Here is a 22236-nt window from a genome sequence, read left to right as displayed (position 1 = left end):
GGTTTCGCCCCCGCGTCGCGGCCCGTCACCGCGATCTCGCCCGAGAGGCCGGCGCCCCGCGCCGGCCTCTTTTCATGCCCGGCGCCAGCTTCATGCCCGGCCTCAGCGCGCCGGGCCCGGCCGCGATCCCGGCTCCAGCACGGCGGCGGCCTTGCAGGTGAGCCGCCAGGCGACGCCGCCGGGCGCGTAGTCGAGGGCGATGTCGGCGTCGAGGGCGCCGCGTGCCAGACGGTCGATCACCACCGAGCCGAAGCCCTTGCGGGTCGGCGGGACGACGGGCGGGCCGTCGTGCTCGGTCCAGGCGATGGAGAAGTCCGGCGCACCGGAGTCACCGCGCAGGCCCCACCGCACCGCGACCCATCCGGTCTCGCCCGACAGCGCACCATACTTGCCGGCGTTGGTCGCCAGCTCGTGCAGCGCCATGCCGATCGTCTGGGCCGCCGTGGCCGAGACCACCACGGGCTCGCCGTCGAGCCGGATGCGGCGGCCGACGCTGTCGCGGAAATGCGCGAGCTGAGCCCGGACCAGCTCGTCGAGCGGAACGCCCGTCCAGCCGCTGCCGGTGAGCAGATCGAGGCTCGCGGCGAGGGCCTGCATGCGCTCGGTGAAGCGCGACAGGAACTCCTCCGGCGAGCTCGCCGCCGTCTGCCGCGCCACCGCCTGCAGGAGGCTCAGCATGTTCTTGGAGCGGTGGTTGACCTCGTGCATCAGGAGCTCGATGCGCTGCTCGTAGCGCTTGCGCTCGGTGAGATCGTAGAACCAGCAGACGACGCCGTGGCGTCCGTCGGGGAACGCCACCCGCTCGATCTGCCAGTCGTAGGACTCCACCTCGCCGATGTCGCCGCGGGTCTCGGTCGTGTCGTGGGCCCGGAACGGCTCGCCGGTCGCGAGCGTGTGGCGGAAGCGGGCGATCGCCTCGCTGGCGAAGGGCTCGGACCAGACGATCCGCAGCACCTCGGCGAAGTCGCGGCCGATCAGCGGCGTCACCGAACCGAACACCTTGCGGGCGCCGGCGCTCACCTGGGCGAGCCGGAAATCGTCGCCGATCAGATAGACGCCGAACGGCGCGTTCTCGATCAGGTCCAGATAGGTCTCGTAGCCGCGGCGGAGCTGCGCCTCGGTGCGTTTGCGCTCGCCGATGTCGCGCACGATCGCCCACATGGCGATCGGCCGGCCGGCGTCGTCGCGGGCCAGCGCGGTGCGCAGCTCGACCGGCACCAGCGTCCCGTCCTTGCGCCGATACTCCTTCTCGTACACGTCGGAATGGCCGCGCGGCAGGACCTGCTCGCGGACGATCGCCGCCTCGGCGGCGTGCCAGCGCTCCGGCGTGAGATCCTGATAGGTCAGCGCCGCGAGCTCCGCGGCCGTGTGGCCGACGAGTTCCCGGTACAGCGCGTTCGTCTCGACGATGTGCCCGTCCATGTCGACCAGCACATAGGCGTCGCGCATCGTCTCGTGCAGCATCCGGTGGCGCAGCTCGGCCCCCTTCTGCGCCGTGACGTCGGCGACGGACCCGACGATCCGGGCCGGCCGTCCGTCCGGACCCGCCCGGGTGCGGCCGCGCAGCGCCAGCCAGTGGACGCTCCCGTCCGGCCAGCGCACCCGCAGCTCGACCGCGAGCACGCCGGTCTCGAGCGCCGCCGCGAAGGCGTCGCGGAACCGCGGCCGGTCCTCCTCGATCACGTGACGTTCGCAGATCGCCTGCCCCCAGGCGGGCTGCAGCGCCGCATGGCCGAACAGCCGGTCGTGTTGCAGCGAGCGGTTCGGCGCACTGTCGGTGGCGAGATCGAGGGTGAAGACCCCGAGACCGGCGGCCTCGACGGCGAGCCGAAGCTGATCGTCCTGGTCAGGCGGCACGTCGTCCATTCGCCATCGGTCCACGCCTCGCTTCGCACCGCCGGCCGGCCGGCGGTGCGGCGGACACGATAGCGCGGTTCCCGGCCGCGACAAACGTCCGCGCCCGCCGGGACAGGCGTCACGGCGTCACGGCGCCGCAGGACAGGTGGCCCGCCGAGGACTGTCGACAGATCACGCGCAGCAGGTCGGCCCGCAGCAGGGGCCGGCCCCGACGTCACGGTCCGGCGCCGGCTTCTCGGCGCGAACGAAGGCGCCGAAGAACCGGCCGTCGACCTGCTCGGCCAGCGCATCGACGTCGTGGCCCCTGCCGACCAGCAGGTCGCGCGCGTCCTCGACCTCGTAGACGCGGGTCGGCGTGATGGAGATCGCCGTGAAGCCGGCCGCGGCGAGCCGCGCCACGTAGTCGGCCTCGTCGAGCGCGCCGGCGAGGCAGCCGACCCACAGCAGCATGTCGGCCTGCAGCGCCGCCGGAATGGCGCCGCGCGTCACCACGTCGGAGACGGCCAGGCGGCCGCCCGGCTTCAGCACCCGGAACGCCTCGCGGAACACCCGGTCCTTGTCGGCCGACAGATTGATGACGCAGTTGGAGATGATCACGTCGACCGCGGCGTCGGGCAGCGGGATCGCCTCGATCTCGCCCTTCAGGAACACGACGTTGTCGAGGCCGGCCTTGCGCTGGTTGTCGCGGGCGAGCGCCAGCATCTCGTCGGTCATGTCGAGGCCGTAGGCCTTGCCGGTCGGGCCGACCCGGCGGGCCGACAGCAGCACGTCGATGCCGCCGCCGGAGCCGAGATCCAGCACGGTCTCGCCCTCGTTCAGCGCGGCGAGCGCGGTCGGGTTGCCGCAGCCGAGCGAGGCGAGCAGCGCCTCCGCCGGCAGCCCCTCGGCCTGCGCCGCGTCGTAGAGATCGGTGGTGATCGGGTCGCAGCCGCCGGCGCCGGACGGGCCGCAGCAGGCGCTGCGCCCGGACGCGGCCTGCCGGGCAGCGGCCGCGTAGGTCTCGCGGACCACGTCCTTCACGTCGGGGCTGTGCGGGTCGGGCTGGGTCATCGGGCTCTCCTGGGCGCGGGTCCGGGACGGGGGCGGCGCGGCCGGCAGTATTTGCGCTTGCGCGCATATGCGCAAGGAGTAATATTCACCCATGAGCGACGCCCTCACGATCCTGACCGCCCTCGCCGAGCCGACCCGTCTCGCCGCCGTCCGCCTGCTGTGGGACGGGCGCGAGCACTGCGTCTGCGAGCTGATGCGCCTCGTCGGCGCCAGCCAGTCGCGGATGTCGCGCCACATGGGGGTGCTCAAGAGCGCCGGCCTGGTGACCGACCGGCGCGACGCCCAGTGGGTGCGCTATCGCCGCACCCGGACGCTGTCGCCGGAGGTCGCGGCCCTGGTCGACGCCGCGCTGGCGCTGCCGGCCCCCGCCGCACAGGAGAGGAGCGCCGCATGAGCACCGCCTCGCCCGGCCGGCCTGCCCTGCCCCGGGCGACCGGACCGCGGATCGCCCTTCTCGCCGGCCTCCTGCTCCTCTGGGCCGCCGTCTATGCGAGCCTGCTGCCGGCGGCCGAATGGATCGTCCGGCAGCTTCCGCTCGATGCCGAGGCCCCGCCCGGCCGGGCCCTCGCCTTCTTCCTCTACGACACCCCGAAGGTGCTGCTGCTGCTCACCCTGGTGGTGTTCGCCATGGGCGTGGTGCGCAGCTTCTTCTCGCCCGAGCGCACCCGCGCGCTGCTCGCCGGCCGGCGCGAGGGCGTCGGCAATGTCGCGGCCGCCGGCCTCGGCATCGTGACGCCGTTCTGCTCCTGCTCGGCCGTGCCGCTGTTCATCGGCTTCGTCTCGGCCGGCGTGCCGCTCGGCGTCACCTTCTCGTTCCTGATCGCCGCCCCGATGGTCAACGAGGTGGCGCTCGGCCTGCTGTTCGCCCTGCTCGGCTGGCAGGTGGCGCTCGCCTATCTGGGCTTCGGGCTGATGCTCGCGATCGTGGCCGGCGCCGTCATCGGCCGGCTGAAGCTCGAAGACTGGCTCGAGCCCTGGGTGCGGGATCTCCGCGTCGCGCCCGCCGCCGTCGAGGCGCCCACCCTGACGCTCGCCGACCGCATCGACGCCGGCCGCGAGGCCGTGGTCGACATCGTCGGCCGGGTCTGGCCCTGGGTGATCGCCGGCATCGCGGTCGGCGCCTTCATCCACGGCTGGGTGCCCGAGACCCTGCTCGCCGCGATCATGGGCCGCGACGCCTGGTGGTCGGTGCCGGCGGCCGTCGCCCTCGGCATTCCAATGTACTCCAACGCCGCCGGCATCGTGCCGGTGGTCGAGGCCCTGCTCGGCAAGGGCGCCGCGCTCGGCACCACCCTCGCCTTCATGATGAGCGTGATCGCGCTGTCGGCGCCGGAGCTCGTCATCCTCCGCAAGGTGCTCACCGTGCGCCTGATCGCCGTGTTCGTCGGCGTCGTCGGGCTCGGCATCCTGGCGGTCGGCTATCTGTTCAACGCCCTGTTCGGGTGATTTTCGGGAGTCTCGTCCATGAAGGATGTCAAGGTTCTGGGACCGGGGTGCAAGCGCTGCACCGCCACCGCCGAGATGGTGCAGCAGGAGGCCGACCGGCTCGGCATCGCGGTCGCGGTCGAGAAGGTCACCGACATGGCGGCGATCGCCGGGTTCGGCATCGCCGCCACGCCGGGCATCGTGATCGACGGCAAGGTCGTGCACGCCGGCGGGCTGCCGAAGCCCGAGGACGTCGCCCGCTGGCTCGCCGCCTAGCGGCGGTTTTGCCATTTCCCGGCTGGTCGCCGGGCCCCGTCGCGGCCCGGCGATCTTGACGCGCACAACATTTCCATTATTCTGGAATCATGGAATCCGACACCGTCATTGAGGCCCTCGCGGCCCTGTCCCAGGCGACCCGGCTGGAGGTGTTCCGGCTGCTCGTGCAGCACGAGCCGGACGGGCTGCCGGCCGGCGACATCGCCAGGATGCTGGCCGTGCCGGCCAACACCATGTCGGCGCATCTCGCCGTGCTGGCGCGCGCCGGCCTCGCCACGGCGGAGCGGAACGGCCGCTCGATCGTCTACCGGGCCGGCCTCGACCGCTTCCGCGCCGTGGTGCTGTTCCTGCTGACCGACTGCTGCGGCGGGCATCCGGCGCTGTGCAACACGCTGATCGCCGATCTCACCCCGTGCTGTCCGAGGAAGGAGTCCGTCGATGGCTGACCGCGTCTACAACGTCCTGTTCCTGTGCACCGGCAACACGGCCCGCTCGATCATGGCCGAGAGCATCCTGCGCAAGCTCGGCGCCGGCCGCTTCAACGCGTTCTCGGCCGGCAGCCAGCCCAAGGGGGTGGTCAATCCGATCGCCATCGAGGTGCTGGCGGACGGCGAGTACCCGGTCGAGGGGCTGCGCTCCAAGAGCTGGGAGGAGTTCGCCCGCCCGGACGCGCCGGTGATGGATTTCGTCTTCACGGTCTGCGACGACGCCGCCAGCGAGGCCTGCCCGGTGTGGCCCGGCCAGCCGATGACGGCGCACTGGGGCATCGAGGATCCGGCCGCCGTCGAGGGCATCGCGATCGAGAAGAAGCGCGCCTTCGTCCAGGCCTTCAAGTATCTGAAGAACCGAATCGCGGTGTTCACGGCGCTGCCGATCCGCAGCCTCGACCCGCTGGCGATCGGCAGCAAGATCCGCGACATCGGCCGCATGGAGGGGGCGACCGGCCACAGGGCGGAACTCGCCTGATGGACGTCGTCATCTACCACAATCCGCAGTGCGGAACGTCGCGCAACACGCTGGCGATGATCCGCAACGCCGGCGTCGAGCCGCATGTCATCGAGTACCTGAAATGCCCGCCGAGCCGGCCCCTGCTGGCCGCGCTGATCGCCCGCGCCGGCCTCACCCCGCGGCAGGCCCTGCGCGAGAAGGGAACGCCCTTCCACGAGCTCGGCCTCGCCGACCCCGCCCTCTCGGACGACGCCATTCTCGACGCCATGGTGGCGCATCCGATCCTGATCAACCGGCCGTTCGTGGTGACCCCGAAGGGCGTCCGCCTGTGCCGTCCCTCCGAGCTCGTGCTCGACCTGCTGCCGCCGCAGCGGGGCGCGTTCCGCAAGGAGGACGGCGAGCTGGTGATCGACGACGCCGGACGGCGCCTCGCCACCGCGTGACCGCGTGAAGGAACCGACATGTCGACGTTCGAACGTTATCTGACCGTCTGGGTCGCCCTGTGCATCGTGGTCGGGATCGCCCTCGGGCACGTGATGCCGGGCGTCTTCCAGGCGATCGGCGCCGCCGAGATCGCCAAGGTCAACCTGCCGGTCGCGGTGCTGATCTGGCTGATGATCATCCCGATGCTGATCAAGATCGACTTCGCGGCGCTCGGGCAGGTGCGCGAGCACTGGCGCGGCATCGGCGTGACGCTGTTCATCAACTGGGCCGTCAAGCCGTTCTCCATGGCGGCGCTCGGCTGGCTGTTCGTCGGATACCTGTTCCGCCCGTGGCTGCCGGCCGACCAGATCAACTCCTACATCGCCGGCCTGATCATCCTGGCGGCGGCGCCCTGCACCGCCATGGTGTTCGTGTGGTCGCACCTCACGAAGGGCGAGCCGCACTTCACGCTGTCGCAGGTCGCCGTCAACGACGTCATCATGGTGTTCGCCTTCGCGCCGATCGTCGGCCTGCTGCTCGGCCTGTCGGCCATCACGGTGCCGTGGGACACGCTGGTGCTGTCGGTGGTGCTGTACATCGTCGTGCCGGTGGCGATCGCCCAGGTGCTGCGCCGGCGCCTGCTCGCCTCCGGCGGCCAGCCGGCGCTGACCGCCGTGCTGGCGCGGGTCGCCCCGGTGTCGCTCGTCGCGCTGCTGGCGACCCTCGTCCTGCTGTTCGGCTTCCAGGGCGAGCAGATTCTCGACCAGCCGCTGATCATCGCGCTGCTCGCGGTGCCGATCCTGATCCAGGTCTATTTCAACGCCGGCCTCGCCTATCTGCTCAACCGCCTCGCCGGCGAGCAGCACTGCGTGGCCGGCCCGTCGGCCCTGATCGGCGCCTCGAACTTCTTCGAGCTCGCGGTGGCGGCGGCGATCAGCCTGTTCGGCTTCCAGTCCGGCGCCGCGCTCGCCACCGTGGTCGGCGTGCTGATCGAGGTTCCGGTGATGCTGACCGTGGTGTGGATCGTCAACCGCAGCAAGGACTGGTACGAGGGCGTGCCGGTCCGCGGATCGACGGCGGCCCCGCGGACCTGACGGCCGGCCCGCGGACGGAGCGACTGCGGGGTCCGCGTCGGCGGACGGCCGGACGGTGTCACGCGGGCGTGAGTGGCTGTTGCGTATCCGGCGTATAGATTCGAACTCATAACAACCAAGAACGAACCGAGGGAGAGAGACGCGATGACCGGGCCGGCGGACTCCGCCTGACCGGGTGTCCGGTCGTGACGACCGGCACCCTTTCCCTTCCTCGACCTGGATCTCCGGCGCCGCGCGACGGCGCCGAACGGACTGTCGCGGCCGAAAGGCCGACGATTCCATGTCGCATGCCTCGGGAGGACGTCATGAAAGGTTGTGATCTGATGGTCGAGGTGGGCCGCCGGCGGTTCCTCGGCGGCCTCGGTGTCGCCGCGGCGGGGGCCGCCGCATCGGCCGCCACGGCGCCGCAGGCGGGCGCCGCTCCGGCACCGGCCCTGGTCGAGTATCCCTCGCACCACCTCGCCAATCTCTCCCAGCTGAAGACCGACGAGCCGCTCGCCGTCGCCTATCCGGACAAGGACGCGCCCGGCGTGCTGATCAAGCTCGGCACCCGGGTGCCCGGCGGCGCCGGCCCCGACGGCGACGTCGTCGGCTACTCGACGGTCTGTCCGCACAAGGGCTTCCCGCTCGCCTACCTCAAGGAGGACAGGACCCTCAACTGCCCGGGGCACTACGGCCGCTACGACTGCGAGAAGGGCGGCCAGCAGATCTGGGGCCACGCGACCCAGAACCTGGCGCAGTACGCGCTGCGCGTCGACGCCAAGGGCGACATCTGGGCCGAGGGCGTCGACGAGCTCCTGTACGGCCGGCTCAACAACGTGCTGTGAGGAGATCGCCATGACCTACAAGCGCCACGTCGATCGCCTGCCGATCATCCCGACCAGCGCCAAGGAGCACAACGTCACCTGCCACTACTGCATCGTCGGCTGCGGCTACAAGGCCTACACGTGGCCGATCAACCAGCAGGGCGGCGTCGCCGCGACGGCCAACAAGCTCGGCGTCGATCTCGGCCAGCAGCAGCCGGCCGAGACGGCGGCCTGGTACGCGCCGTCGATGTACAACATCGTCCGGCAGGACGGGCAGGACGTCCACCTGGTCATCAAGCCCGATCCCGACTGCGTCGTGAACTCCGGCCTCGGCTCGATCCGCGGCGCCCGCATGGCCGAGAACCACACCTCGCTCCAGCGCGGCACCCAGCTCTCGCGCCTGACCACGCCGATGGTGTGGCGCTACGGGTCGATGCAGCCGACCGACTGGGACGACGCGCTCGACCTCGTCGCCCGCGTCACCGCCGCCGTCATCGACGAGCAGGGCGAGGACGGCCTGTTCGTCTCGATGTTCGACCACGGCGGCTCGGCCGGCGGCTACGAGAACACCTGGGGCACCGGCAAGCTGTATTTCGGCGCCATGAAGGTGAAGAACGTCCGCATCCACAACCGGCCGGCCTACAATTCCGAGGTCCACGCGACCCGCGACATGGGCGTCGGCGAGCTCAACAACTGCTACGAGGACGCCGAGCTCGCCGACACGATCGTCGCGGTCGGCACCAACCCGCTGGAGACCCAGACCAACTATTTCCTCAACCACTGGGTCCCCAACCTGCGCGGCACCTCGCTCGACAAGAAGCGCCGCGAGCTCCCGGGCGAGCCGGTCGAGCCCGGCCGCATCGTCGTCGTCGATCCGCGCCGCACCCTCACGGTCGCGGCCTGCGAGACGGAGGCCGGCAAGGACCGGGTGCTCCACCTCGCCATCGAGCCCGGCACCGATCTGGTGCTGTTCAACGCGCTGCTCACCTACATCGCCGACAAGGGCTGGATCGACCGCGACTTCATCGCGGCGAGCACCGTGCCGGCGGCGCAGGGCGCGGCGCTGATGTCGCGGCCCGGCGGCGGCGGCCCCGGCGCGCCGGACCCACTGACCGACTTCGCCGCCGCGGTCGCCGCCAACCGCACCACGATCGAGGAGGCCGCCCGCATCACCGGCCTGAAGCCCGAGGACATCGTCAAGGCGGCGCAGTGGATCGCCGAGCCCAAGGCCGGCGGCCGGCGCCGCCGCACCATGATCGGCTACGAGAAGGGGATCATCTGGGGCAACGACAACTACCGTACCAACGGCGCCATCGTGAATCTCGCGCTCGCCACCGGCAATGTCGGCCGGCCCGGCGGCGGCGTGGTGCGGCTCGGCGGCCACCAGGAGGGCTATTCGCGCCCCTCCGACGCCCATGTCGGCCGGCCCGCCGCCTATGTCGACAAGCTGCTGATCGAGGGCCGCGGCGGCGTCCATCACGTGTGGGCCTGCGACCACTACAAGACCACGCTGAACGCGATGAAGTTCAAGCAGGTCTACAAGCGCCGCACCGACATGGTGAAGGATGCCATGAACACGGTGCCGTGGGGCGACCGCCAGGCGATGGTCGACGCGATCATGACGGCGATCCGCCAGGGCGGGCTGTTCTCGGTCGACGTCGACATCGTGCCGACCCAGATCGGCCAGGCGAGCCATGTCTGGCTGCCGGCGGCGATCGCCGGCGAGATGAACCTCACCTCGATGAACGGCGAGCGCCGCATGCGGCTCACCGAGCGCTACATGGATCCGCCCGGCAGCGCCCTGCCCGACTGCCTGATCGCGGCCCGGCTCGCCAAGGCGATGGAGCGGGTGCTGCGCGAGCGCGGCAAGACGGCCTATGCGGACCAGTTCGAGGGCTTCGACTGGACCACCGAGGAGGACGCCTTCCTGGACGGCTACCACAAGCACGAGAAGGGCGGCGAGCACGTCACCTATGCGCGCCTGCGGGCGATGGGCACCAACGGCTTCCAGGAGCCGGCGACCGGCGTGCAGGACGGCCGGATCGTCGGGACCAGGCGGCTCTACACCGACGGCAGGTTCTCGACCAAGGACGGCAAGGCCCGGTTCATGATCACACCGTGGCGCGGCCTGCAGGCCGCCGGCAAGGCCGAGCAGAAGGCCAGGTTCGCCTTCCTGATCAACAACGGGCGCACCAACATGGTGTGGCAGAACGCCTTCATGGACCAGTACAGCGAGTTCGTGATGGATCGCATGCCCTACCCGTTCATCGAGATGAACCCCGACGACATGAAGGAGCTCGGCGTCGCCGCCGGCGACCTGGTCGAGATCCACAACGACGTCGGCTCGACCCAGGCGATCGCCCAGCCGACGCCCTCGGCGAAGCGGCGGCAGACCTTCATGCTGTTCGCCTATCCGACCGGCGTGCAGGGCAACGTCATCAACGGCGGCGTCAACGAGCTGGTGATCCCCAACTACAAGCAGACCTGGGCCGACATCCGCAAGCTCGCGGCGGCCCCGGAGGCGGCGCGCCGGCTCAGCTTCAAGTCGCCGGAATATCGCACCTGACGGGACGCCGCGCGGCGCGTCCCGCCGGTGCGGAGCGGGACGCGGTCGCCGGGCCGGCGGCCGCCGATCACCGCCGGGCGCCGCCCGGGCCGGCGGCGGCGCGACCGTTCGCCTCGGTCGACGGCCTGGCTGTCAAGGCGATGGAACAACCGGGACGCCCGCCCTTTCTTTCCTGGGAGACCCCTCTCACAGGAGCCATGCCATGAAAGCCATCAACCTCGTCACGCTGCTGCTCGTCATCGTTGGCGGCGTCAACTGGGGCCTCGTCGGCCTCTTCCAGTTCGACCTCGTCGCCGCCCTGTTCGGCGGCCAGAGTGCGGCGCTGTCGCGCATCGTCTACGTCCTGGTCGGCGTGTCGGCGCTGTGGCAGCTCGTGCCGTTCTCGAAGGCGATCTCGAGCGACGAGCCCTACGCGGAGCGCGGCTACCCGACGGCCCGGTAGCGGGTTCGTCTCCGGCAGCCGGTCCGGCGGTGGCCGCCGCCGGCGCCCGGATCGGCAGGCGCCCGGATCGGCCGATGCCGGACGCCCCCGTGTCCCGGAACGGGTCCCGCCACGCGGGGCCCGTTTCGCTTTTCCCGCCCCGTGCCGGTCGCCGGCACCCGTCTCCTCCGAGTCGCCACAGTCAAGCACGATCGCGCGGACACGCTCGGGACAATTTTTTCCGCGGTGATCTGTGGGGACGATTCGGATTCGCGCCGTGCCGGGGGTCGCGCCCGGGGCGCGCTTGCGCTATCTCCGCGCCTCCCGAGCTTGGTGCCGCGTAGTCCTGGCGAGCTTGCGTAAAAAAATCCGACGCCGCACGGCGTCACCGGACGTCCCGCGTCCGCCCAGAAGAACAGTGAACCGCCGAAGCAGATCGCCGACCGCCATGGCCCTCGAGACCGTCGCCCGCAAGCTCACCCCCGCAACCACGCCGGCCTTCCGCACGGCGCCGCACAACATCGAGGTCGAGCAGGCGCTGCTCGGCGCCATCCTGGTGAACAACGAGGCGTTCTACCGGGTCTCCGACTTCCTCGAGCCGACGCATTTCTTCGAGCCGATCCACCAGCGGATCTTCGAGCTCGCCTCCAGCCTGGTGCGGGCCGGCAAGACCGCGACGCCCGTCACCCTGAAGACCTTCCTGCCGGCCGACCTCGACGTCGCCGGCCTGACCGGCAGCCAGTACCTGGCGCGGCTCGCCGCCGAGGCGACGACCGTCATCAACGCCATGGACTACGGCCGCACCATCTACGACCTGGCGCTGCGCCGGGCGCTGATCGGCATCGGCGAGGACCTGGTCAACGAGGCCTACGACGCGGCCGTCGATTCGAGCCCCCGCGACCAGATCGAGGCGGCCGAGAAGAGCCTGTTCGAGCTCGCCGAATCGGGCCGCTACGACGGCGGCTTCCAGCGCTTCGCCCAGGCCCTCACCTCGGCCGTCGACATGGCGGCCCAGGCCTACCAGCGCGACGGCTCGCTGTCCGGCATCTCCACCGGCCTACGCGACCTCGACCGCATGATGGGCGGGCTGCAGCGCTCCGACCTCATCATCCTGGCCGGCCGCCCCGGCATGGGAAAGACCTCGCTCGCCACCAACATCGCCTACAACGTGGCGAAGGCCTGGGAGGGCGGCGTGCGGCCGGACGGGCGGATCGAATCCACCAATGGCGGCATCGTCGGCTTCTTCTCGCTGGAAATGTCGGCCGAGCAGCTCGCCACCCGCATCATCGCGGAGCAGACCGAGATCCCGTCCTACAAGATCCGGCGCGGCGAGATCGAGGCCTACGACTTCGACCGCATCGCCGAGGCCGCCCGCGAGATGGAGGTGGTGCCGCTCTACATCGACGAGACCGGCGGCCTCGCCATCGCCCAGCTGGCGGCCCGGGCGCGGCGGCTCAAGCGCCAGCGCGGCCTCGACCTCCTGGTCATCGACTACATTCAGCTCCTCTCGGGCTCGGCGAAGCGCGCCGGCGAGAGCCGGGTCCAGGAGATCACCGAGATCACCACCGGCCTCAAGGCGCTGGCCAAGGAGCTGGCGGTGCCGATCATCGCCCTCTCCCAGCTCTCCCGCCAGGTCGAGAGCCGCGACGACAAGCGCCCGCAGCTCTCGGACCTGCGCGAATCCGGCTCGATCGAGCAGGACGCCGACGTGGTGATCTTCGTGTTCCGCGAGGAGTACTACCTCAAGAACAAGGAGCCGCGGCCTGGCACCGAGGAGCACTACAAGTGGCAGACCGAGATGGACGCCGTGCACGGCAAGGCCGAGGTGATCATCGGCAAGCAGCGCCACGGCCCGACCGGCACGGTGCAGCTGCAGTTCAAGGCCGAGGTCACCCGCTTCGCCGATCTCGCCGACGAGGACAAGCTGCCGGAGCGGATGGGGGATTGAGGTCCGGCCCCCTCTCTCGGACTCGCGTGTCCCGGACCAGGCGGAACGGGCCGCAGGCCCGATCCGCCGCAGAGCCGGGACCCAGGGGCGCCGCACCGAAGCCCGTCGGTCGGTGCGCCCTGCCGTGCCGCTCCTGGGTCCCGGCTCGCGCTGCAGCGCTGCGCGCTGCCCCGCGTCCGGGACACGAAGGCCGGACGGTGCCGAGATGCCCCCTCGTTCCGACCTTCTCCCCGCATGCGGGGAGAAGGAGCGCGAGCGCCCTGCCCGTCCCCGCCCTTGTCCTCTGCGGCGAACGGGTCTAGTGCCGGTCCTCAGGCCATGGGGGCCGAGCCGAACGGAGGGTGCCATGACGGTGCAGGAGAGGACGCGCGCGGACGAGCTCCAGGCGGCCGCCGGCGCCGCCGCCGCGCCGCCGAGCGTCCCGGTCGCCGAGGCCGGCCCGCCCGTGATGGAGACGGGCGGCGTGCTGACCATCGACCTCGCCGCCATCGTCGCCAACTGGACCGACCTCGCGCGCCGCGTCGCGCCGGCCGACTGCGCCGCCGTGGTCAAGGCCGACGCCTATGGCTGCGGCCTCGTCGAGGTCGCCGGCGCGCTCGCCCGGGCCGGCTGCCGGACCTTCTTCGTCGCCCACCTGACCGAGGCGCGGACGCTGCGCCGCGCCGTGCCGGAGGCGGTGATCTACGTGCTCAACGGCATCCCGCCGGCCGGCTCCGCCGCCTTCGCCGACGCCCGGGTGCGGCCGGTGATCGGCAGCATGCCGGAGCTGGTCGAGTGGGACGCGTTCTGCCGGGTGAACGCCTGGAGGGGCGGCGCCGCCCTGCATGTCGACACCGGCATGAACCGGCTCGGCCTGTCGCTCGAGGAAGCGGCGGCGCTGGCGGTGCGGGTCGACACGCCCGACCACGGCATCGCGCTGGTGATGAGCCACCTCGCCTGCGCCGAGCAGACCGCGCACCCGCTCAACGACCGCCAGATCCAGGCGTTCCGCGAGGTCCGCATGCTGTTCCGCGGCATCGACGCCTCGCTGGCCAACTCGTCCGGCATCTTCCTCGGGCCGTCGACCCATTGCGAGATGGTGCGGCCGGGCGCCGCCCTCTACGGCATCAACCCCACCCCCGGCGCGCCGAACCCGATGCGGCCGGTGGTGCGGCTGGAGGCGCGCGTCGTCCAGGTCCGCAAGGTGCGCCGCGGCGAGACGGTCGGCTACGGCGCCTCGTGGACGGCGCCGCGCGAATCCCGCATCGCCGTCGCGGCGGTCGGCTACGGCGACGGCTTCCTGCGCGCCGCGGCCGCGGTGGGACAGGACAAGCCGGTGGCCGTGGTGGTCGGCAAGCGGTGCCCGATCGTCGGCCGCATCTCCATGGACCTGCTCGCCATCGACGTCACCGCCCTGCCCGAGGTGTCGCCGCGCCGCGGCGACTGGGTGACGCTGCTCGGCGAGGAGTTCGGCGTCGACGCCGCCGCGCCGTTCGGCAGCCAGATCAGCTACGAGGTCCTGACCAGCCTCGGCCGCCGCTACCACCGCAGCTGGCGGAGCTGAGGACGGTCATTCCGGGGCGCCGCGCAGCGGCGAGCCCGGCATCCAGCCCAGACCTCGCCATTCGCCGCCGGATTCCGGGTTCGCGGACCTGCGGTCCGCGCCCCGGAACGACGGCCGGAGACGTCACCGCCACCAGCGTTCCGGCCGGAACGGCGCCGGGTCGACCACCGGCGTCTCGCCCGTCATCATCTCGGCGAGCAGGCGACCGGTCGCGGGGCCGAGGGTGAAACCCTGGTGGCCGTGGCCGAAATGCAGCCACAGGCCGGCATGGCCGGGCGCCTCGCCGATCAGCGGCAGCATGTCGGGCAGGCACGGCCGGGTGCCGAGCCACGGCGCGTTCTCCACCGGCGGCCCGAGGTCGACGAGGTCGCGGGCGGCCTGCTCGGCGCGGCCGAGCTGCACCGGCGTCGCCGGCGCCTCGATCCCGGAGAACTCCGCCCCGGTGGTGAGTCGCAGCCCCGCCGCCATCGGCGCCGCGACATAGCCGAAGGCGGCATCGCGCAGCGGCCGGTCGAGGCCGCGCCAGACCCGGTAGTGGCGGTGATAGCCGCGCTTGCGCAGCATCGGGATGGCGGCCCCGAAGCGCCGCAGCAGCGCCGGCGACCACGGCCCGAGCGCCACCACGACGGCGGCCGCCTCCAGCGGGCCGTCCGCCGTCCGCACCCTGAAGCCGCCGCCGGGGCGCGTCTCCAGCGTGTCGGCGTCGCCGTGCACGACGGTGCCGCCGGAGCGGGCGAACAGATTCGCATAGGCCTCGACCAGGGCACCCGGATCCCGCACCGCCCAGGCGTCGCACCAGTGGATGGCGCCGACCCCGGCCTGCCGCAGGCCAGGCTCGGCCGCCAGCAGCTCGGTCGGCGTCAGCCGCCGGAACTTCACCCCGTAGGTGGCGTGCAGCCGCTCGGCCCGCACCGTCTCGGCATCGAGCTTCTTCTCCGAGCGGTGCATGTCGTGGAAGCCGCCGCGGCGGACGAGATCGTCCGGCACGCCGGCGGCGGTCATCAGGTCCTGGTGTTCGGCGGTGGCGCGGGCGATCAGCCCGGCCCAGGCGACCGCCAGCCTGCGGTGCCGCGCCGGGGCCGAATGCCACCAGTAGCGCAGCAGCGGACCGGCATGCCCGGGCAGCGCCCCGAGCGCATAGCGCACGTCGTTGCCGCGGCCGAGGGCGACGCCGAGCAGCGACGCCAGATCGCGCGGCATCGGATAGGGCTCGACCGCCTCGCTCTGGATGATGCCGGCATTGCCGTAGCTGGTCTCGCGCCCCGGCGCCTGCCGGTCCACCAGCGCCACCGCGCGGCCGCGCCGCTGCAGGTGCAGGGCGGCCGCCACCCCGGCGATTCCGGCCCCGAGAACGATCACGTCGGTCATCCACACACGTCCAGATCCGGGCGCCGCTGCACGTCGTCGGCCCCGCCGCCCTGCAGGCACGATGCCGCGGCCGAAGGGGCCCGCACGGCACCCGGGTCTGCCATAATCCCGGCAGGTCCTCCGCGGCAAGGCGCCCCCGCGCGCATCCGCCTAGCCCTGTCGGCGGATTGTGGAACGGCTGGCGGCGGCCATATTCGGGGACAGCACGGACGGGGGTCCGGCCGGCGCACCGCCTGCGTCCGCGCGGTCGACGCGGGCCGAACCGCCCCGCCTCCCTCCTTCCGCGTCCGCGAGACCCGCGATGCCCCGCCCGGCCCGACCCGCCATGACTCCGCAGGAGGTCGTCGCCCTGCTCTATCGCCACCTCCTGCAGCGGGAGCCCGATCCGGCAGGCCTGGCGAGCTGGTCGACCGTGATCGCCGACAGCGGCGACCCGACGACCGCCATCCGGGGAATCGTCGAGAGCGAGGAGTACGCCCTCCGGAACCCGCCCCGCAGCCCGGCGCTCGACCGCATCGCCGCGCAGGCGCACCAGGCCCTCGGCCGGCGCCCGCGCATCGTCGACGTCGGTGCCCAGACGCTCGGCCAGGGCACCCATGTCTACGACGCGCTGATGCGGTTCTGCCCGGTGGAGATCACCGGCTTCGAGCCGCTCGCCGACCAGATCGAGAAGCGCCTCGCGGCGGAGCCGGACCAGGACGTGGTGCTGCTGCCCTACGCGATCGGCGACGGCACCCGCCAGACGCTCCATGTCAACAGCAACGACGCCACCTCGTCGCTCTACCCGCTCGACCCGGCGGTCACCGCGCGCTTCCGCGATCTCTGCATGCTGCGCACCGTGCGCACCGTCGCGATCGAGACCCGGACGCTCGACTCGGTGCTGCCGGAGCGCCAGGTCGACCTGCTCAAGCTCGACATCCAGGGCGCCGAGCTGATGGCCCTGACGGGCGCCGCGCGGGTGCTGCGCGACACCGCCTGCATCCACTGCGAGGTCGAGTTCGAGGCGATCTACCGCGGCCAGCCGCTGTTCCCCGAGGTCGCCGCCTTCCTGCGGACGCACGGCTTCCACTTCGTCGACTTTCCGACCTGCAGCCGCTACGCCTGCGTCAACGGACGCGGCGTCGCCTCGCCCGACCGGCTCCTGTGGGCCGACGCGGTCTTCTTCCGGTCCGACGACCGCCCCGAGATCCGCGCCGCCCAGGCCCTGGTCGCCGCGGTGATGTACGGCAAGCCGTCGCTCGCCGCCCAGCTCCTCGACGGTTGACGGCGGTTCAGCCGAGCCGCATCCAGGCCCCGCGAGCGTAGTCGAAGTATCGCGCCACCCGTCGCCCGTCCCATTCGTATTGCAGGTGGCGCTCCTGGACCGGGATGCCGACCACGTCGGGCCAGAACGCGGCGACGCAGTCGCCGCCGGGATGGCGGACGCTCGGATAGACGAGGCCGTCGCTGCCCGCGGCGCGCCGGGCACGGCCGAAGGGCTGGCTCGCCGCATAGGACTCCGGGTCGAGCAGCGGGCCGCGATCGGCGTCGGGCAGCGCCGCGACGTCGTCCAGTCGATGCCGCATGGTGCCGACCAGGACCCGCATGTCCTCGCGGCGCAGCGGGTCGCCGGCGTCGGCGGCGAAGCGGCCGAAATGGTGCACGGTCTCGGCGATCGCGGTGTCGAGCGAGGCGGCCGCGTAGTAGACGCCGAACGTTCCGTCGGAGAAGCGCGAGCCCTTCGGGTTGAGATGCGTGAACGCCGCCATCACGAAGGAGGCGCCCGGCCCGCTCACCCGCCGCTCCGGCGGGACGAGGGCGATCTCGCCGAGCGCGTCGCGCACGCGCGGGTTGGTCGCCTGCTCCAGCGCGGCCAACGCGTCCCAGACCGCGGTATCGGGCGTCAGCCGCTCGAACAGGTCGATGGGCGGATAGCGCGAGGCGATGATCCGCCAGGCCTGCGGCCAGTCGACCAGCCGGGCCGGCACGGCCGGCTCAGGACCAGGGGGCGCGGGCGGCATCGAGATAGGCCCGTACGGCGGCCAGATCGGTGACGTCGCCGGCCGCCATGCGGGCGAGCGGCGCCTGCCCGCCGAAGGCGGCGTTCGGCCGGTTCGGCCACGAGTCGGCCAGCGCCGGATCGGAGTAGACGATCTGCAGCGCCTTCCAGACGCCGGCGACCCAGCCGATCCGCCGCAGCGTGTCGTCCGGCAGCCGCCCCACCCGTCCGCGCTTCCAGTCGTAGAAGGTGCGCTCCGCCGGATTGCCGAGGAGTTTTCGCGCGGTGCGGTTGTCGACGCCCCACCGGTCCATGATCGCGAAGAACCCCGTCACGGCCGCCCGATGGTGCTCGACGGCCAGGACGTCGGGCGCGGTCCTCTCCTGCGGTAACGCAGACATGGCGCTCCTCACTGCGATATTGCAGTAAGCCTGATATAGCACGTCGGCGGCGGATTGCGAGGGTCGGGCGGGTCCCGGCTCGCCGAATCGTTGACTTCTCGGGGGCGCGAGGCCCGTATCGGGCATGGCCAAGAAGACCGACGAATTCGTCTGCCAGAACTGCGGCGCCGCCTACAAGCGCTGGCAGGGCAAGTGCGACGCCTGCGGCGAGTGGAACACCATCTCGGAGGAGAGCGCCGCCACCGAGCGCATGTTCTCCGGCCCCGGCCGCCCCCCGCGCAAGGGCAAGCCGTTCCCCCTCGCCCCGCTCGCCGGCGAGCAGAAGGAGGCGCCGCGCATCGCCTCGGGCAATGCCGAGTTCGACCGCGTCGCGGGCGGCGGCCTCGTCCCCGGCTCGGTGCTGCTGGTCGGCGGCGACCCGGGAATCGGCAAGTCGACCCTGCTGATCCAGATCGCCGGGGCGCTCGCCGCGGCCGGCCACCGCGCCGTCTACATCACGGGCGAGGAGTCGGTCGCGCAGGTGCGGCTGCGCGCCGAGCGGCTCGGCCTGACCAGGCTGCCGGTCGAGCTCGCGGCCGAGACCTCGGTCGAGGACATCGTCGCAACCCTCTCGCAAGGCAGGGTTCCACGCCTCGTGGTGATCGATTCCATCCAGACCATGTGGACCGACATGGTGGAGTCCTCGCCCGGCACCGTCACCCAGGTGCGGGCCTCCGCCCAGCTCCTCATCCGCTTCGCCAAGCGGGCCGGCGCCGCCGTGATCCTGGTCGGCCACGTCACCAAGGACGGCCAGATCGCCGGCCCCCGGGTGGTCGAGCACATGGTCGATGCGGTGCTCTCCTTCGAAGGCGAAGGCGGCCACCACTTCCGCATCCTGCGCGCCGTGAAGAACCGCTTCGGCCCGACCGACGAGATCGGCGTGTTCGAGATGACGGGCGGCGGCCTCTCCGAGGTCGCCAACCCCTCCGCCCTGTTCCTGTCCGAGCGCGACCTCGGTGCGCCCGGCACCGCCGTGTTCGCCGGCATGGAGGGCACCCGGCCGCTGCTGGTCGAGATGCAGGCCCTGGTCGCGCCGACCTCGCTCGGCACCCCGCGCCGCGCCGTGGTCGGCTGGGATCCCAGCCGGCTGGCCATGGTGCTGGCCGTGCTCGAGGCCCATTGCGGTGTCAAGCTCGGCGGTTACGACGTCTACCTCAACGTCGCCGGCGGCCTGCGCATCCAGGAGCCGGCGGCCGACCTCGCCGCGGCGGCCGCGCTGGTCTCCTCGCTCGCCAAGACCCCCCTGCCCGCCGACGCCGTGCATTTCGGCGAGGTGTCGCTGTCCGGCGCGGTACGCCCGGTGTCGCATGCGCCGGCCCGGCTGAAGGAGGCCCAGAAGCTCGGCTTCGCCCGCGCCGTGGTCCCCGACGCGACCCGCGGGGCCGAGCGCGACGGCCTCGCCCTCGCCCCGGTCGCGAGCCTGACCGACCTCGTCGCCCGCATCGTCCCCGGCCGCCCGGCGCAGCGGCGGGAGGCGCGGAGCTGACGGCGCCCGCGAGCGAGACCTCCGGTCGATCGCTCGACCTACCTTGGAAACCGGCACCCTTTTCCCTCTCCCCTCGCGGGAGAGGGTCAGCGGCCGTGGCCGGGTCACCGGCCCGCGCCGTCCGGCGCGCCGGCCGCGACAGGTTCGCCTCCCACCCATGACCGGGTTGCCACAGGTCTCCCGGAACCGTGGGCAGCGCCGTGGATTTCTGGCCGCGCCGGTTCCCAGGCCGACGGAAAATGCTCTATACACGGGCCCGCATCCCGCCGGCCGGTCGGCGACCGGCCGCGGCCCCATGGAACGAGCCCGCCTCAGATGTACCTCGACATCTTCCTGATCGCCGTGATGCTGATCTCGGGGCTGCTGGCCATGGTGCGCGGCTTCATGCGCGAGGTGCTGTCGATCGCCGCCTGGGGCTGCGCCGCGGTCGCGACGCTGTACTCGTTTCCCCGGCTGCTGCCCTGGGCCAAGCAGTATTTCAACAACGACTACGTGGCGATGGGCGCCACCGCGGGCGGCGTCTTCCTGCTCACCCTGATCATCGTCTCGGCCCTCACGGTGCGCATCTCCGACCGCGTGCTGGACAGCCGAATCGGCGCCCTCGACCGCACGCTGGGCTTCCTGTTCGGGCTCGGCCGCGGCCTGCTGATCGTGGTCGTCGCCTTCATCTTCTTCGACTGGCTGGTCCCGGCGAAGTCGCAGCCCGACGCCGTCCGCAACGCCCGGTCGCAGGTGGTGCTGCGCGGCACCGGCCAGTGGCTGATGTCCCTGTTGCCGGAAGACCCCGAGAACACCATCTTGAAGCGGTTCAAGAAACGGCCCGCCGACGAGGACGCCGAACCGCCGCCGGAGCAGCGCTCCGATCGCGCCCCGGCGGACCGTCGTTCCGGCCTCGTGCCGGACGGGCCGGGCGTGCGCGTGCTGTAACCCCGACGCGACCTCGTCAGGCCGCGACCGACGTGTCGGCCGATCCGTCCCCTGCGAAAGCAGGATCGACGGAGCGGTCGATGTTCTGTTTTTCATGGCCGGCGGTCCGCCGCCGGCCGCCCCGCGGGCCCGGCCGGTCCGCACCCTGATGCCCGAGGACCTGTCCATGACTGTTTCGACCGCGCCTGCGTCCGGGATGTCGGCCTTCGATCCGGTGCTCGACGGCGATCGGCTCCGCGAGGAATGCGGCGTGTTCGGCATCTACGGGCACCGCGACGCGGCCGCCATCACGGCACTCGGCCTGCACGCCCTGCAGCACCGCGGCGAGGAGGCGGCCGGCATCGTCTCCTTCGACGGCAGCCGCTTCCATTCCGAGCGGCGGCTCGGGCTGGTCGAGGACACGTTCTCCAAGCGCCACGTCATCGAGCAGCTCCCCGGCCACATGGCGGTCGGCCACGTGCGCTACTCGACCACCGGCGGCACCATCCTGCGCAACGTCCAGCCGTTCTTCGCCGAGCTCGAGTCGGGCGGCTTCGCGGTCGGCCACAACGGCAACCTGACCAACGGCCTGACCCTGCGGCGCCGCCTGGTCGGCGAAGGCGCCATGATGCACTCGACCAGCGACACCGAGGTGATCCTGCATCTGGTGGCGCGGTCGCGCCGCAACCGCTTCGTCGACAAGTTCGTCGAGGCGCTGCGCGAGCTGGAGGGCTCCTACTCGCTGGTCGCGATGACCAACAAGAAGCTGATCGGCGCCCGCGACCCGCTCGGCATCCGGCCGCTGGTGCTGGGCGAGCTCGACGGCTGCCCGATCGTCACCTCGGAGACCTGCGCGCTCGACATCATCGGCGCCAAATACGTGCGCGACATCGAGAACGGCGAGGTCTTCGTGTTCGACGAGACCGGTGCCCACACCTACAAGCCGTTCCCGCCGGTCGCCCCGCGCCCGTGCATCTTCGAGTACATCTACTTCTCGCGGCCGGACTCGATGGTCGGCGGCCGCAGCGTCTACGAGGTCCGCAAGAACATGGGCGCCGAGCTCGCCAGGGAAGCGGCCGCCCCCGCCGACGTGGTCGTGCCGGTGCCGGACTCCGGCGTGCCGGCGGCGATCGGCTACGCCCAGGCGGCCGGGGTCCCCTACGAGCTCGGCATCATCCGCAACCACTATGTCGGCCGCACCTTCATCCAGCCGACCCAGTCGGTGCGCGAGCTCGGCGTCCGCCTCAAGCACAACGCCAACCGCGCCGTGGTGGCCGGCAAGCGCATCGTGCTGATCGACGACTCGCTGGTGCGCGGCACCACCTCGGTGAAGATCGTCCAGATGATGCGCGAGGCCGGCGCCACCGAGGTGCATTTCCGCATCGCCTCGCCGCCGATCACCCACCCGGACTACTACGGCATCGACACCCCGGAGCGCGAGAAGCTGCTCGCCGCCACCCACTCGATCGAGGAGATGCGCCAGTACATCGGCGCCGACAGCCTCGCCTTCCTGTCGGTCGACGGCATCTACCGGGCGGTCGGCGAGGAGCGCCGCGACCCGGCCCGGCCGCAGTTCACCGACCACTGCTTCACCGGCGAGTATCCGACCCCGCTGACCGACCTCGCCGCCGAGTCGAACGGCAAGTCGCAGCTCTCCCTGCTGGCCGAGGCAAGCTGAGAGGATCGTTCCGGATCGATCGA

At 71.9% G+C, this 22236-nt stretch carries 21 protein-coding genes; 16 read left to right on the top strand and 5 right to left on the bottom strand.

The genetic code is table 11. From position 1 onward, the window contains the following. Positions 1-102 precede the first annotated feature (102 nt). Positions 103-1881: a PAS domain S-box protein gene (locus J2S22_RS12810; RefSeq protein WP_307155832.1), complete on the bottom strand. Its 1779-nt coding sequence runs from the start codon at positions 1879-1881 to the stop codon at positions 103-105. Between the two features lie 147 nt (positions 1882-2028). Then, entirely contained in the window at positions 2029-2907 is an 879-nt protein-coding gene (locus tag J2S22_RS12805) for an arsenite methyltransferase (protein WP_272779138.1), read from the bottom strand. A gap of 91 nt (positions 2908-2998) precedes the next feature. Between J2S22_RS12805 and J2S22_RS12800 the strand changes: the two genes are divergently transcribed. From J2S22_RS12800 to alr, 12 genes are all read left to right on the top strand, one after another. Next, positions 2999-3301, top strand: coding sequence for an ArsR/SmtB family transcription factor (locus J2S22_RS12800; RefSeq protein WP_272779139.1), 303 nt, complete (start codon positions 2999-3001; stop codon positions 3299-3301). Beyond that, the gene (locus J2S22_RS12795) at positions 3298-4353 is read left to right on the top strand and encodes a permease (protein ID WP_272779140.1); all 1056 of its coding nucleotides are present in this window, start codon (positions 3298-3300) and stop codon (positions 4351-4353) included. Before J2S22_RS12800 ends, J2S22_RS12795 begins: the two co-directional genes overlap by 4 nt. Positions 4354-4371: 18 nt before the next feature. Beyond that, positions 4372-4608: a thioredoxin family protein gene (locus tag J2S22_RS12790; protein WP_272779141.1), complete on the top strand. Its 237-nt coding sequence runs from the start codon at positions 4372-4374 to the stop codon at positions 4606-4608. Positions 4609-4697: 89 nt separating this feature from the next. Continuing rightward, a complete protein-coding gene (locus J2S22_RS12785) occupies positions 4698-5054 on the top strand; it encodes an ArsR/SmtB family transcription factor (RefSeq protein ID WP_272779142.1) in 357 nt (118 codons plus the stop codon). After that, positions 5047-5574 (top strand): arsenate reductase ArsC, encoded by a 528-nt coding sequence (locus J2S22_RS12780; RefSeq protein ID WP_272779143.1) that lies wholly within the window; start codon positions 5047-5049, stop codon positions 5572-5574. Before J2S22_RS12785 ends, J2S22_RS12780 begins: the two co-directional genes overlap by 8 nt. Then, the gene (gene arsC, locus J2S22_RS12775) at positions 5574-5999 is read left to right on the top strand and encodes an arsenate reductase (glutaredoxin) (RefSeq protein WP_272779144.1); all 426 of its coding nucleotides are present in this window, start codon (positions 5574-5576) and stop codon (positions 5997-5999) included. Before J2S22_RS12780 ends, arsC begins: the two co-directional genes overlap by 1 nt. Before the next feature lie 18 nt (positions 6000-6017). Beyond that, positions 6018-7073, top strand: coding sequence for an ACR3 family arsenite efflux transporter (arsB, locus tag J2S22_RS12770; RefSeq protein ID WP_272779145.1), 1056 nt, complete (start codon positions 6018-6020; stop codon positions 7071-7073). 305 nt (positions 7074-7378) lie between these two features. Further along, a complete protein-coding gene (locus J2S22_RS12765) occupies positions 7379-7900 on the top strand; it encodes an arsenate reductase (azurin) small subunit (protein WP_272779146.1) in 522 nt (173 codons plus the stop codon). Positions 7901-7910: 10 nt separating this feature from the next. After that, complete coding sequence (locus J2S22_RS12760; protein ID WP_272779147.1) at positions 7911-10445, top strand: arsenate reductase (azurin) large subunit; 2535 nt, start codon at positions 7911-7913, stop codon at positions 10443-10445. 202 nt (positions 10446-10647) lie between these two features. Next, positions 10648-10887, top strand: a complete 240-nt coding sequence (locus J2S22_RS12755) for a DUF378 domain-containing protein (protein WP_272779148.1) — start codon at positions 10648-10650, stop codon at positions 10885-10887. 427 nt (positions 10888-11314) lie between these two features. Beyond that, complete coding sequence (locus J2S22_RS12750) at positions 11315-12814, top strand: replicative DNA helicase (RefSeq protein ID WP_272779149.1); 1500 nt, start codon at positions 11315-11317, stop codon at positions 12812-12814. Positions 12815-13160: 346 nt separating this feature from the next. Beyond that, positions 13161-14357, top strand: coding sequence for an alanine racemase (gene alr / locus J2S22_RS12745; protein ID WP_272779150.1), 1197 nt, complete (start codon positions 13161-13163; stop codon positions 14355-14357). A gap of 123 nt (positions 14358-14480) precedes the next feature. Here alr and J2S22_RS12740 read toward each other — a convergent pair whose 3' ends face one another. Further along, positions 14481-15725 (bottom strand): NAD(P)/FAD-dependent oxidoreductase, encoded by a 1245-nt coding sequence (locus J2S22_RS12740; protein WP_272778914.1) that lies wholly within the window; start codon positions 15723-15725, stop codon positions 14481-14483. 325 nt (positions 15726-16050) lie between these two features. Between J2S22_RS12740 and J2S22_RS12735 the strand changes: the two genes are divergently transcribed. Next, complete coding sequence (locus tag J2S22_RS12735) at positions 16051-16989, top strand: FkbM family methyltransferase (RefSeq protein WP_272778915.1); 939 nt, start codon at positions 16051-16053, stop codon at positions 16987-16989. Between the two features lie 7 nt (positions 16990-16996). On the opposite strand, the gene J2S22_RS12730 is transcribed toward J2S22_RS12735, so the two are convergent. After that, positions 16997-17692, bottom strand: a complete 696-nt coding sequence (locus tag J2S22_RS12730) for an RES family NAD+ phosphorylase (RefSeq protein ID WP_272778916.1) — start codon at positions 17690-17692, stop codon at positions 16997-16999. A 7-nt stretch (positions 17693-17699) separates the two neighbouring features. Further along, entirely contained in the window at positions 17700-18104 is a 405-nt protein-coding gene (locus J2S22_RS12725) for an MbcA/ParS/Xre antitoxin family protein (protein ID WP_272778917.1), read from the bottom strand. Between the two features lie 124 nt (positions 18105-18228). Between J2S22_RS12725 and radA the strand changes: the two genes are divergently transcribed. The 3 genes from radA (at position 18229) to purF (ending at position 22213) form a co-directional block, all read left to right on the top strand. Further along, positions 18229-19629 carry a DNA repair protein RadA gene (gene radA / locus J2S22_RS12720; RefSeq protein ID WP_272778918.1) on the top strand — a complete coding sequence of 467 codons (1401 nt, stop codon included), beginning with the start codon at positions 18229-18231 and terminating at the stop codon, positions 19627-19629. A gap of 315 nt (positions 19630-19944) precedes the next feature. Continuing rightward, entirely contained in the window at positions 19945-20556 is a 612-nt protein-coding gene (locus J2S22_RS12715; RefSeq protein ID WP_272778919.1) for a CvpA family protein, read from the top strand. A 166-nt stretch (positions 20557-20722) separates the two neighbouring features. Then, positions 20723-22213, top strand: a complete 1491-nt coding sequence (gene purF, locus J2S22_RS12710) for an amidophosphoribosyltransferase (RefSeq protein ID WP_272778920.1) — start codon at positions 20723-20725, stop codon at positions 22211-22213. Positions 22214-22236 lie beyond the last annotated feature (23 nt).

This window comes from Rhodoplanes tepidamans (assembly GCF_030813915.1).
Classification (GTDB): Bacteria; Pseudomonadota; Alphaproteobacteria; order Rhizobiales; family Xanthobacteraceae; genus Rhodoplanes; species Rhodoplanes tepidamans.
Note: the sequence above shows the minus strand (reverse complement) of the source record. Positions and strands in the feature narration are given on the sequence as shown.

Coding starts and splice junctions, on each gene's coding strand:
- J2S22_RS12805 (WP_272779138.1), bottom strand. CDS start 2,907: ATGACCCAGCCCGACCCGCACAGCCCCGACGTGAAGGACGTGGTCCGC.
- J2S22_RS12800 (WP_272779139.1), top strand. CDS start 2,999: ATGAGCGACGCCCTCACGATCCTGACCGCCCTCGCCGAGCCGACCCGT.
- J2S22_RS12795 (WP_272779140.1), top strand. CDS start 3,298: ATGAGCACCGCCTCGCCCGGCCGGCCTGCCCTGCCCCGGGCGACCGGA.
- J2S22_RS12790 (WP_272779141.1), top strand. CDS start 4,372: ATGAAGGATGTCAAGGTTCTGGGACCGGGGTGCAAGCGCTGCACCGCC.
- J2S22_RS12785 (WP_272779142.1), top strand. CDS start 4,698: ATGGAATCCGACACCGTCATTGAGGCCCTCGCGGCCCTGTCCCAGGCG.
- J2S22_RS12780 (WP_272779143.1), top strand. CDS start 5,047: ATGGCTGACCGCGTCTACAACGTCCTGTTCCTGTGCACCGGCAACACG.
- arsC (WP_272779144.1), top strand. CDS start 5,574: ATGGACGTCGTCATCTACCACAATCCGCAGTGCGGAACGTCGCGCAAC.
- arsB (WP_272779145.1), top strand. CDS start 6,018: ATGTCGACGTTCGAACGTTATCTGACCGTCTGGGTCGCCCTGTGCATC.
- J2S22_RS12765 (WP_272779146.1), top strand. CDS start 7,379: ATGAAAGGTTGTGATCTGATGGTCGAGGTGGGCCGCCGGCGGTTCCTC.
- J2S22_RS12760 (WP_272779147.1), top strand. CDS start 7,911: ATGACCTACAAGCGCCACGTCGATCGCCTGCCGATCATCCCGACCAGC.
- J2S22_RS12755 (WP_272779148.1), top strand. CDS start 10,648: ATGAAAGCCATCAACCTCGTCACGCTGCTGCTCGTCATCGTTGGCGGC.
- J2S22_RS12750 (WP_272779149.1), top strand. CDS start 11,315: ATGGCCCTCGAGACCGTCGCCCGCAAGCTCACCCCCGCAACCACGCCG.
- alr (WP_272779150.1), top strand. CDS start 13,161: ATGACGGTGCAGGAGAGGACGCGCGCGGACGAGCTCCAGGCGGCCGCC.
- J2S22_RS12740 (WP_272778914.1), bottom strand. CDS start 15,725: ATGACCGACGTGATCGTTCTCGGGGCCGGAATCGCCGGGGTGGCGGCC.
- J2S22_RS12735 (WP_272778915.1), top strand. CDS start 16,051: ATGACTCCGCAGGAGGTCGTCGCCCTGCTCTATCGCCACCTCCTGCAG.
- J2S22_RS12725 (WP_272778917.1), bottom strand. CDS start 18,104: ATGTCTGCGTTACCGCAGGAGAGGACCGCGCCCGACGTCCTGGCCGTC.
- radA (WP_272778918.1), top strand. CDS start 18,229: ATGGCCAAGAAGACCGACGAATTCGTCTGCCAGAACTGCGGCGCCGCC.
- J2S22_RS12715 (WP_272778919.1), top strand. CDS start 19,945: ATGTACCTCGACATCTTCCTGATCGCCGTGATGCTGATCTCGGGGCTG.
- purF (WP_272778920.1), top strand. CDS start 20,723: ATGACTGTTTCGACCGCGCCTGCGTCCGGGATGTCGGCCTTCGATCCG.